12 protein-coding genes are annotated in these 11,312 nt (G+C 61.0%); all 12 read left to right on the forward strand.

Annotated features, from left to right (window positions below):
• Positions 1 to 14 precede the first annotated feature (14 nt).
• The 12 genes from IF199_RS06065 (at position 15) to IF199_RS06120 (ending at position 11,289) form a co-directional block, all read left to right on the forward strand.
• Positions 15 to 2,339: a phage tail tape measure protein gene (locus tag IF199_RS06065; RefSeq protein ID WP_192559918.1), complete on the forward strand. Its 2,325-nt coding sequence runs from the start codon at positions 15 to 17 to the stop codon at positions 2,337 to 2,339.
• Positions 2,339 to 2,722: a phage tail protein gene (locus IF199_RS06070; RefSeq protein ID WP_192559919.1), complete on the forward strand. Its 384-nt coding sequence runs from the start codon at positions 2,339 to 2,341 to the stop codon at positions 2,720 to 2,722. Before IF199_RS06065 ends, IF199_RS06070 begins: the two co-directional genes overlap by 1 nt.
• The gene (locus IF199_RS06075; RefSeq protein WP_192559920.1) at positions 2,715 to 2,927 is read left to right on the forward strand and encodes a tail protein X; all 213 of its coding nucleotides are present in this window, start codon (positions 2,715 to 2,717) and stop codon (positions 2,925 to 2,927) included. The genes IF199_RS06070 and IF199_RS06075 overlap by 8 nt, the downstream gene beginning before the upstream one ends.
• Positions 2,928 to 2,936: 9 nt before the next feature.
• Positions 2,937 to 3,965: a phage late control D family protein gene (locus IF199_RS06080; RefSeq protein ID WP_192559921.1), complete on the forward strand. Its 1,029-nt coding sequence runs from the start codon at positions 2,937 to 2,939 to the stop codon at positions 3,963 to 3,965.
• Between the two features lie 61 nt (positions 3,966 to 4,026).
• The gene (locus IF199_RS06085; protein WP_192559922.1) at positions 4,027 to 4,611 is read left to right on the forward strand and encodes a phage tail terminator protein; all 585 of its coding nucleotides are present in this window, start codon (positions 4,027 to 4,029) and stop codon (positions 4,609 to 4,611) included.
• Positions 4,608 to 4,787: a DUF2635 domain-containing protein gene (locus tag IF199_RS06090; protein WP_007954893.1), complete on the forward strand. Its 180-nt coding sequence runs from the start codon at positions 4,608 to 4,610 to the stop codon at positions 4,785 to 4,787. Before IF199_RS06085 ends, IF199_RS06090 begins: the two co-directional genes overlap by 4 nt.
• Positions 4,787 to 6,283, forward strand: coding sequence for a phage tail sheath subtilisin-like domain-containing protein (locus IF199_RS06095; protein ID WP_096819589.1), 1,497 nt, complete (start codon positions 4,787 to 4,789; stop codon positions 6,281 to 6,283). Before IF199_RS06090 ends, IF199_RS06095 begins: the two co-directional genes overlap by 1 nt.
• Positions 6,284 to 6,350: 67 nt before the next feature.
• Positions 6,351 to 6,698 (forward strand): phage tail tube protein, encoded by a 348-nt coding sequence (locus tag IF199_RS06100; protein WP_007908779.1) that lies wholly within the window; start codon positions 6,351 to 6,353, stop codon positions 6,696 to 6,698.
• Positions 6,695 to 6,991: a phage tail assembly protein gene (locus tag IF199_RS06105; protein WP_003222226.1), complete on the forward strand. Its 297-nt coding sequence runs from the start codon at positions 6,695 to 6,697 to the stop codon at positions 6,989 to 6,991. Before IF199_RS06100 ends, IF199_RS06105 begins: the two co-directional genes overlap by 4 nt.
• A 130-nt stretch (positions 6,992 to 7,121) precedes the next feature.
• Positions 7,122 to 9,020, forward strand: coding sequence for a phage tail protein (locus IF199_RS06110; protein WP_192559923.1), 1,899 nt, complete (start codon positions 7,122 to 7,124; stop codon positions 9,018 to 9,020).
• A complete protein-coding gene (locus tag IF199_RS06115) occupies positions 9,007 to 10,242 on the forward strand; it encodes a DNA circularization protein (RefSeq protein WP_192559924.1) in 1,236 nt (411 codons plus the stop codon). The genes IF199_RS06110 and IF199_RS06115 overlap by 14 nt, the downstream gene beginning before the upstream one ends.
• A gap of 3 nt (positions 10,243 to 10,245) precedes the next feature.
• Positions 10,246 to 11,289 (forward strand): phage baseplate assembly protein, encoded by a 1,044-nt coding sequence (locus IF199_RS06120; RefSeq protein WP_096819586.1) that lies wholly within the window; start codon positions 10,246 to 10,248, stop codon positions 11,287 to 11,289.
• The last annotated feature ends 23 nt before the right edge of the window (positions 11,290 to 11,312 follow it).

Consider the following 11,312-nt stretch of genomic DNA (forward strand, 5'->3'; position numbering starts at 1 on the left):
AGGAGTAGAGCGGCATGGCAGACGGTAGCTATTCGCTGACATTCACCGAGGTCGACCAACAAGCCCAGGCGTTGAACACGGCCAGTAAAATGGCCAGCCTGATGTCCCCCGCATCGAGCATGCAGGGCGCCGATGCAGCATCGGCCAATATTGTGTCGGACTTGAGTCTTTCGGGCGCCTTCGCAGGCCTGGGGCTGGCACTGGCGGATTCCACCGCCGAGCTTCGCCGATTGACGAGCGAACAGGTTCAGCTCAGAGATGTGTTGAGCACGATCCACGGTGTGCTGGTATCGCAGCGCTCATTGCAACAAGCCATGAATGATCGACAGGCCCAGCCCGGCCCTGTTGCCGGTATGGGGTCTGGAGTGCCTTCAGCGAATCCTGACAAGGATGCGCTGAAGGATCTTCGGCCCGCCATCAGCTTTGATACCGCGATGGCAAAGCTGGAAACGGTCGTCGGGTTCAAAGGCGATGAACGCCGAACATTTGGCATTGCGCTGGAGCAAATGGCCACCGAGTCCAAGGTGGCTGCCGGTGGCAGCACCATGCTTGATCTTGCAGGTGTCGGTTACGCCGCTGTCAAAGCCGGGGTCGGCAATGATCATGTAAATGACAAAGGCGAACTGGATAGCGGCGCCAGACAAAAAGATGTGCTGGAGTTCACACGGGACACGGGCGTCACGGCGACAGCGTTTGGAATGAAGGCTGCGGATACGGCCGATCTATTGATCGGCTGGCGCACGTCGATGAGTCTCAATCGCGCGCAAACCCTCGATCTCGCTGATGCAACCAGTCTGCTCGGAAGCCGGTTGAGTGCCTCGGAGGCTGACATCGGCTCGATTCTCAGCAACTACGGTGCTTCTGCAAAAGGTGCCGGGATGACTCCCGAGCAGGCAGCAGCGTTTTCTGCGGCGTTGCTCAATGCGGGGGTCAACCGGGCGGATGCCGGTGTGGCCTTCGAGAAAATCACCACGACGGTGGCGCTGGGAGACAAAGCTTCGCCCGCTCAGCGAGCTGCACTCACTGAACTGAAGCTCGACCCCAAAGCGCTGGCCGAGCAGATGAAAGGCGATGCCCCGGGCGCCATTCTCAAAGTGCTGGAGGCGTTGAAGACACAATCGCCTGATCGGCAGTCCGAGTTGGCCATGACGCTGTTTTCGGTCGACCAGCCCGTGATCAAAATGCTGCAGAACACCGGGGATGTGAAACGCTCCTTCGATCTGGTGGCTGATAAAAAACAGTACGCCAGTTCCGAGCTTGGCGAAAAGGCCAGTGCGGTCAATGAGACTGCCCGTATTCAATCGCAGACATCGCAAGCGCACATCAACGGCTTCAATGCGCAAAAGGATCGCCTTTATACCTCCGCCGGCGATACGGTGTTGCCATCCTTCAACGCTGTTGCCGACACCGCAGCCAAGGCCGCCGGTGGTTTGAGCGGGTTGGCGGAACAGTATCCAACACTCACGGCGGCGCTGGTCCTGAGTATTGCCGGGATCAGGTCCATTGCACCGCTGGGCAAGATGTACGCCGGTGCTGCGGGCTGGGTGAAGGATACCGTTGGCACGCTACAGGGGGCTTACGGCAAAGCGGTCAGCGTAGCCGGCAGTATCCGAACGGGAGCCGGCACCCTGGCCGGCAGTATCCGAACGGGAGCCGGCACCCTGGCCGGCAGTATCCGAACGAGAGCCGGCACTCTGGCCACCAGGACCGAGCCGCTGAGAGCAGCGGCTGTCAGTCGAATCGGTTACATGAGATCCGCTGCCGGCCGCAGCATGATCAGTCGAGGTGCCCGATTCGGTCGGATCGCCGGTCCACTGAGCATGCCGCTGACAATGGTCGAAGCCGGTCTCAAAGTCGTCGAAGGCGTGGCCGAGAACGATACAAAAAAAGTCGCCGGAGGCGTAGGTATGGCGGCGGGAGGCCTGGCTGGCGGATATGCCGGCGCGAGCATCGGCGCCACGATCGGTACGTTCATCCTTCCCGGCGTCGGTACGTTGATTGGTGGTGCCCTGGGCGGTGCCATCGGGAGTTTTTACGGCAGTCAGGAAGGGGAGGCGCTGGGTGAAAGGCTTGCGACACCGGCCCCTGACAAGTTGGCACCACCTGCAGAAGTCAGCGCAGGCCTGAGCAGTGTGCAAGCACAAAATCAATCCAGCGCGAATGTCACCTACGCCCCGGCGTTTCACTTCAGCGGCGGCGATCTGGCCAGCGTTGAAAAGGTGAGCGCCATGGTCGCGCAGGTCATGCAGACGCATTTCACCTCTGACTTCACGCCGTTGATGAGTACTAACCCCCTCGGCACACGCCGTGACGCAGCCCTGACCGATGGAGTCGCCTGATGAAACAACAAATGGCACTGGGCAGTTTCATCTTTGGCCTGTCCCGCGGTTTTGCCTACAGCAGTTTTCTGCGCAAGTCCGACGGCGGCTGGACGGAGCTGCAGATTCTCACCAGCAAACCCAAGTCCCATCAAATCGGACAGAAACCCGAAACCCTGACCATCACCGGCAAATCAATGTACGCGGTGGCCATGGATCGGCTGGATGAGCTGCGGGCGCTGCAAGCCCTTCGTGTGCCGCTGCCGCTGATTGATGGCATCGGCCGAAACTGGGGCCTGTGGCGAATCACCACGGTTCAGGAAACCCAGACCTGCATCATCGATGATGGTACGGCGATGGTGGTCGACTGGACCCTCGAATTGGCGGAGTTCAACAATGCGTAAGGTACGAAGCGTGGCCGGCGATTCGGTGAATCTGTTGCTTTACCGCGAAACCGGTCGCTGTGATGACACAGCCGAAGAGGCCCTGTGGAAACTCAACTCGACCCTGGCCGAACAGGGCCCGGTCCTGCCGGCAGGTGTCTGGGTGACACTGCCGGAACTCGACAGCCGACCCGCCGCGATCAAACCGGTTCTGGCCTGGGATTAAGGAGGCTGCATGGCACAGGGATTCACGCCGACGATTGAAATCTACGGGGCCCACGAGGCCCTGCTGAATCAGCGCCTGATCAGTTGGGAACACATTGATGCCGCCGGAATGGAGTCCGATCAACTGACGCTGGTGATCGATCTGGAAGGCCTTGAAGGCTTGCCGACCCTGGGCGGAAAAATTGGTTTGCGGGTCGGCTATCTGGAGTCCAGTCTGGTCGACAAGGGCCAGTTCAGGATCACTCGACTGACACCGACGCTGTTCCCGCTGCGTCTGACGCTGGTCGCTACGGCCGCGCCTTTCAGTGGCAAGGACGAGACGGGATTCAGGGAGCGACGCACGGCCAGCCACGGGCCCACAACCCTTGGTGAACTGTTTGGCAAACTGGTCTCGCCGCACGGCTTTTCGCCGCGCGTCGATCCCGAACTGGCGTTGATCAGGATTGCTCATGTCGACCAGTCGAACGAAACCGACATGGGCTTCATCACGCGAATGGCGCGCAAATATGACGCGATTGCCAAACCCGTCAACGAACTCTACGTATTGGCGAAACCGGCGCAGCTCAAAAACTTTTCAGGCCAGGTGATCCCGGACGTCAGGCTGTCGGTGACCAGCAACAATCGGCCGGGCGATCACGCCTTCATCAGCGCCACGCTGGAAGAGACTGCCCAAACCCAGAATCAGGGTTGTAAAACCTGCTGCTGGGACCTTAATACCGGCAAGCAGGTGGAGGTCAAAACCGGCAAGGCACCCTACAAGGTCGTTCGCCAGAAGCAGGCCAGTGTGGAAGAAGCCAAAGCCATCGGCGAAGCCGAAGTGCGCAAGATGCTGCGCGAGAAATACAAGCTGAAGGTCACTTGCCCGGGTGATCCGCTGCTGGTGGCCGAAGGTCTGTTGGTGCTCGATGACACCTGGCCGGACTTCATGCGCGGCCGCTGGTCGATTGAAAAAGTCACCGCCAGTGGCAAGCGCGAAGAAAGCTATCGCTGCCTGATCGAAGCGAAGGGCCTGGATCCCCACGCGAAAGCCAAGGACTGATCCTCCGATCTCACCGCCACACGCATCACTGTGGCCACTCACACATCCTGGAACGCTCCCCATGAAGATCTCCCCGATCCTCACGCAGCTGCGTGCGCAATGCCCAAGCCTTGCCGGCCACATCGCCGTCGGAGTCGACCTGGCGCTTCTGCAAGGCAACCCGAATCTGCCGATGCCCTCGGCCCACGTTTTACCGCTGGCCGATCTGGCCAGCGCCAGCACCGCACAGAACTCTGCCAGCCAGCCGATCCGCGACCGCTTCGAAATCATCCTGGTGCTTGATGCCACGGACGCCACAAAAGCGCTGGATCTGTTGCACGACCTGCGCGCCGAAGTGTGGCGGGCGCTGGTGGGTTTCAAGCCCGGTTCCGACTACAGCGCCATCGTTTATGACGGCGGCGAAACGGTCTCGATCAACAGCAGCCGCGCGTTCTACCGGCTGCGCTTTTTTGCCGAGTTCCAGCTGGGCCGCAATCTGCCAAGTCAGCCTGCGGAGAGTTGGCACGAACGTGAACTGGACGGTTTGTCGTCCTTTACCGGGGTCACCGTGCGGGTCGATGCGATCGACCCGGCCGACCCCAACCTGAAACACCCGGGCCCTGACGGGCGCGTGGAAATGACTTTCTCTGGAGACGTAACCCCATGAGCAACCGCATCACCGTAGTGCCGGCCGCTGGCCGTGCCGTGCCGGACCCGGAAGCAGGCGACCTGCTGCCACTGGAAGGCCGTGAAGTGCTGGACAGCGCCTGGTGGCGCCGGCGTCTGGCCGACGGCGATATCACCCTCAAAACCGCAACAGCTAAACAAAAGGGAGCCAAATAATGGCGATCGGATTCAGCAACATTCCTGCGGACATTCGTGTACCGCTGTTCTATGCCGAAATGGACAACTCGGCCGCCAATAGCGCGTCCTCGTCCATGCGCCGCCTGATCGTGGCGCAGGTCAACGACAACATCGCTCCGAGCGAAGTTGGCAAACTGGTGCTGGTTTCCAGCGTGGCACTGGCCAAGAGCATTGGCGGCCAGGGTTCGATGCTGGCGTCCATGTACGAGACCTTCCGTAAGGCCGACCCGATCGGTGAGATCTGGTGCCTGCCGCTGCACAACGCCACCGGTGCCATCGCCAAAGGCGTGCTGACCCTGACCGGCACCGCGACTCAGGCTGGCGTGCTCAACCTGTATGTCGGCGGCGTCCGTGTACAGGCCACCGTGGTCAACGGTGCCACTGCTGCCCAGGCGGCCACCGCCCTGGCACAGAAAATCAACGCCACCGCCGATCTGCCGGTGAGCGCTGCCGCTGCTGAAGGTGTGGTCACCCTGAACGCCAAATGGACCGGCGAGAGCGGCAACGACATCAGCCTGCAATTCAATCGCCTGGGCAAGAGCAACGGCGAAGAAACCCCGGCCGGTCTGACCACCGCCATCACCGCCATGACCGGCGGCGTCGGTGTACCGGATCAAGTGGCTGCCGTTGCGGCATTGGGCGATGAGCCGTTCGAATTCATCACGCTGCCATGGTCCGACCTGGCGACCCTCAACACTTGGCAAGCGGTGATGGATGACAGCACCGGTCGCTGGTCGTGGGCCAAGCAACTGTTCGGTCACGTCTACAGCGCCAAACGCGGCACCGTCGGCACTCTGGTGGCAGCCGGTCAGGCGCGCAATGACCAGCACATGACCATTCAGGCGCTGGAGCCGGGCGTTCCGCAACCAGTATGGGTACAAGCTGCAGCACTGGCTGCGCGCACGTCGGTGTTCATCTCGGCTGACGCCAGCCGTCCGACCCAGAGCGGCAGCCTGCCGGGTGTCGATCCGGCACCGGCCAGCGAGCGTTTCACCCTGACCGAGCGTCAGTCGCTGCTCAACTACGGCATCGCCACCGCGTACTACGAAGGCGGTTACGTGCGTATCCAGCGCTCGATCACCACCTACCAGAAGAACGCTTACGGCCAGGCCGACAACTCGTACCTGGACAGCGAAACCATGCACCAGTCGGCGTTCATCGTGCGTCGTCTGCAAAGCGTGATCACCAGCAAGTACGGTCGCCACAAACTGGCCTCCGACGGCACCCGTTTCGGCGCCGGCCAGCCGATCGTCACCCCGGCGACCATTCGCGGTGAGCTGATTGCCCAGTACGCCAAGCTCGAACTGGAAGGCCACGTGGAAAACGCCGAGCTGTTCGCCGAGCACCTGATCGTCGAGCGCGACGTGCAGGACCCGAGCCGCGTGAACGTGCTGTTCCCGCCTGATTACATCAATGGTCTGCGCGTGTTCGCACTGCTCAACCAGTTCCGTCTGCAGTACGACGACGTCGCCTGATCGGCCCGTTTGACACTGTGATTTCAGCCCACCTTGCGTGGGCTTTTTATTTGAAGGGAGTAACACCATGGGTCAACTGATTGCAGGCACCTGCTACGTCAAGGTCGACGGTGCACAACTGACTATCAATGGCGGCTGCGAAGCCCCGCTGATGGCCGTCAAACGCGAAACCGTCGTACCGGGTTTCTACAAGGAAACCGACATCGCGCCGTCGTTCAAAGTGACTGCGCTGCACACCGCCGACTTCCCGCTGAAGAAGCTGATCGAAGGCACCGACATCACCGTCACCTGCGAATTCAGCAACGGCAAAGTCTACGTACTGGCCGGTGCCTACCTGGTCGAAGAGCCAGTCTCCAAAGGCGATGACGCCACCATCGAACTGAAATTCGAAGGCATCAAGGGGACCTGGCAATGAGCGGCGCCGTGAAGCTTCAGGTTGCGATCGAAGCTCACGGCGAGCCCCTGACCGAACTCGTCCTGCGCCGTCCGACGGTGCAGGAGGTACGAGCGATCAAGGCGCTGCCGTACAAGATCGACAAGAGCGAAGAGGTCAGCCTCGACATGGACGTGGCGGCCAAATACATCGCCGTGTGCGCCGGCATTCCGCCGTCGTCGGTCAACCAGTTGGATCTGGCTGACCTCAACGCGCTGAGCTGGGCCGTTGCGAGTTTTTTCATGAGTGCGGCGTCGGAGCCATCACCGACCTGATTTCGGTCGCCTATGACCTGGCCTGGTTCTGGAAGGTTGACCCCGAACAGATGATGGCCAGGCCACTGGATGTGCTCCGCGAATCGCTGGAGCACGCGCAACGGATCAATGCGATGCAGCAGGTGCAGTGATGGCAGACGAAGAAAAGAAAGAGAAAACCTCGGTGCTGCTGACGGGCATCGATGAACTGTCGCCCAAGCTCGGTGCCCTGCGAGTAAAGGTCGAGAGTTTCAAGAAAAACCTCGAACAGACCGGCCTCGGCAAACTGGACATCAGCGGTCTGTTCAAGGGCGGTAGCGTGATTACGCCGTTCGTGGACGGCATCAAATCGGCTGCTGCGTTTCAGGGCAAGTTGACCGAAGTCAGCGAAACGGCGAAAACCGTCGATCTGCCGGAAACACCGAAAGCCGCCGCGCAGAACATGAACGTGTTCAGTGCGTCGATGGAAAAGGTCTCCGCCGCGGTGGACGCCGCACTGGTGCCGGCCGTGGGGGCGTTGGTGGTCGGGCTGGAACCGGTGCTGACCCAGGTCGGCAGCCTGCTGGCCGACAACCCGAAACTGGTCGAAGGGCTGGCGGCGGGGGCGATTGCGTTTTCCGCCATGCAAACCGCCGTCACCGGTATGACCCAGGTGATGGACGTCATGAGCATGGTGCTCAAGACCAATCCGATCATGTTGATCGCCATGGGCATTGCCGTGGCGGCCGGTTTGATCGTGGCCAACTGGACACCGATTTCCGCGTTCTTCACCGGATTGTGGGAGGGCGTGAAAAACGCCGGGGCGAGTGCAATGGCGACGTTGCGTTCGGTGCTCGACTGGCGGCCGCTGGAGGCACTGGCGGCGCTGTGGGAACCGGTCACGGGTTTCTTCTCGGGGATCTGGGACAAGGTCAAGGCTGTGACCGCGCCTGTGATCGACTTCTTCAAGTCGGTTTTCTCGTGGTCGCCCGCAGGCCTGATCCTGGAAAACTGGGGGCCGTTGACCGGTCTGTTTTCGGCGATCTGGGAATTGCTCAAGGCCTTGAGTGTGCCGGTGATGTCGTTCCTCAAAGGTCTGTTCGACTGGACGCCGCTGGGCATGATCATCAACAACTGGGGCGCGATCACCGGCTTTTTCGCCTCGATCTGGGCCACGTTGCTACCGGCGGCGAAAGCCATCAAGGATTTCTTCGGCACCCTGTTCGATCATTCCCCGCTGGGGATGATCATCAACAACTGGGGGGCGATCACCGGCTTCTTCGCCTCGATCTGGGCCTCGCTGCAACCGGCGGCGCAAGCCATCAAGGACTTCTTCGGCACCTTGTTCGACTACTCCCCGCTGGGGATGATCGTCAACAACTGGGGCGCCATCGTGACGTTCTTCGAACCGATCTGGGCCACGCTGCAAGCCTCGGCACAGCAGGTCAAAAGCTTCTTCCAGAGCCTGTTCGAATGGTCGCCGCTGGAGCAGATCGCGCAGTACTGGCAGCCGATCAGCGAAGTGTTTTCGGCGCTGTGGGGCGTGGTGCAGGCGCTGGCCGCACCGGTACTGGAGTTCCTGCACAACATGTTCGAATGGACACCGTTGGGGCAGATCATCAAGAACTGGGGACCGATCACCGAGTGGTTCGGCGAGTTGTGGCAAAAGCTGCAAACCGTCATCGCTCCGATCAAGGAACTGTTCGACGGTGGCTTCGCCGGGCTGATCGCCAAGGTCACCGGCAAGGTCGAAACCCTGACCCAGGCGCAACGCCAGACCAATGCCGAAGGCAAGGGTGAACTGGCGCCGGCATTCTTTGGTTCCAGCCCGAAACCCGAGGGCGGCAGTGCGTTGCAGGGCGGTTCTTTGCCGCAATCTTCTGGCGCACTGATCCAGCAAAGCGCTGCCAACAACCGTACGCAACTCGAAGGCGGCCTGACGGTGCGCTTCGAAAATGCACCGGCGGGGTTGCGCACCGATCAACCGCAAACCAATCAACCGGGGCTGGCGCTCAGTTCGCGCATCGGCTATCGCTCGCTATCGGCAGGAGGTTCCAATGAACTGGCGTGACCGCTTGTTGCCGGCATCCTTTCGGGGTGTCGGCTTCTGGATCGACCAGGCGAAAACCCCGGTCGGTCGCAAGGGGCAGTTGCACGAATACCCGCAACGCGACCTGCCGTTTTTCGAGGATCTCGGCCAGCAGGCCAAGACCCACGACCTGACGGCGTTCATCATCGGTGCCGATTGCCTGGAGCAGCGCGACAAGCTGCTCCAGGCGCTGGAGCAGGGCAGCGGCGAACTGGTGCACCCGTGGCTGGGACGTTTGCAGGTCAAGGTCGGCGAGTGCGACATGACCCATACCCGCCAGGACGGCGGGATGGTGACGTTCAGCCTGAAGTTCTACCCGGATCGGCCGCTGCCGTTTCCCACGGCGACGGTCAGCACGCAAAAAGTCCTGCTGATCAAGGCCGACGGTTTGCTCGGCTCGGCGGTGGCGCGTTTCGAACAGGCGATGACCCTGATCAAGGCGGCGCGGATCGGCATCGCCAATCTGCGCAACAGCCTGACCGGCGTGTACGACGTGATCAAGGAGCAGCTCAAACCGCTGATCGCGCAGTACAAGCAGATCACCGAGCTGGTCAGGGCCGTCAAGGAACTGCCCAAGGAAGTGGCAGCGGAATTCAAAGGTCTGCTAGGCGATATCAAGGAGCTGAAGGAATTCGCGAAGGAGGGCTACCGTGGCGTGATTGCCGACGTGTCCCAACAACTCGAAGCCATCCGCAAGGCCGATGCACCGAAAATCACCACCGGCAAGGACACCAACGCCGCCGCGCAAGCGATGGCCAACCTGGTGCAGGACACCCTGATCGTCAAAGTGGCGCAATGGGTTGCCTCGATGCCAGTGGCGTCGACGCCGGTGAAACTGTCGTCGACACCGTCGCTGGACCAGCAATCGAAGCAGCCGGTCAGCCGTCAGGAAGTGCCGGTCACCGATGATCTGCAAGCGCTGCAAAAAGAGCTGATCGAAGCGTTGCAAAAGGCCCAGGACAAGGCCGATCCCGCGCACTACCAGGCCATCGCCGATGTAAAGGAAGCGCTGATCGCGCACCTCAAGGCTGTGGCTTCGTCCGGTGTGCGACTGGTCAGCAAAACCTTCCAGGAAACCTTTCCGGCAGTGGTCGTGGCCTACAAACAGTTTGGCGACGCCACGCGGGTGACCGAGGTCATTCAGCGCAACGGTCTGTCTCATCCGAGCTTCTCACCCAACGAAGTCAAAGTTTCCAGGGAGTGAGCCATGAACGAGACTGACAATCGCGTGACGCTGACCGTCGGCGACATGGAATACGGCGGCTGGAAAAGCGTGCAGATCACCGCGGACCTGGAGCGCCAGTTCCGCACCTTCAAACTCGACATCACCTGGCAATGGCCGGGGCAGACCGTGGATCAGCGGATCAAGGCCGGCGACCCGTGCGAAGTGCGGATCGGCAAGGATCTGGTGCTCACCGGTTATGTGTTCAAGGCCCCGATCAGCTATGACGGTCGGCAGATCAGCCTGAGCATCGAAGGCAGTTCCAAGACCCAGGATCTGGTGGATTGTGCGGCGCGAAACAACCCCGGCCAATGGCAGGATCAGTCGTTGTTGAACATCGTCCAGGCCCTGGCCATGGAGTACGCGTTGATGGTGGTCAACGAAATTCCCGAGACCGCACGCCTGAGCAAACACACGATCGTGCCGGGTGAAACGGCGTTTCAGTCGATCGACCGCTTGCTCTCGCTGTACCGGGTGTTTTCCACCGATGACGCCGAAGGCCGGCTGGTGCTCGCCAAACCGGGCAGCGGCGGCCGCGCCAGCGATGCACTGGAGCTGGGGAAGAACATTCTCTCGGCCAATGCACCGATGGATTTCAGCCAGGTGTTCTCCGAATACCGGGTGATCGGCCAGCACAAGGGTAACGACAAGAAGAGCGGGGCAGCGGTCAGCGAAGTGGAATCGGTGGCGGCCGACCTGAGCTTCAAGCGCCGGCGTACCACGATCATCAACGAAGGCTCGCAACTGACCTTCGAACTGGCCCAGCAACGGGCCCAATGGGAAAGCGCAACCCGTATGGGCCGCGCGCTGACCACCACTTATCAAGTGCAGGGCTGGCGTCAGTCCAACGGTGACCTGTGGCGTCACAACACCCTGGTGCGGGTCAAGGATCCGGTGCTCGGGTTCGATGAAGACATGCTGATTTCCAAGGTGACGTACTCGTTGTCGGCGCAAGGCTCGGTGACCACCCTGCAAGTGGCGCCGCCGCATACCTTCGATGCCAATCCTTCGCCGCCGAAAAAAACCTGAGCCCGACCCCGCCCTCCAAGGAA

The sequence above is a fragment of the Pseudomonas allokribbensis genome (assembly GCF_014863605.1).
In the GTDB taxonomy this organism is placed as follows: domain Bacteria; phylum Pseudomonadota; class Gammaproteobacteria; order Pseudomonadales; family Pseudomonadaceae; genus Aquipseudomonas; species Aquipseudomonas allokribbensis.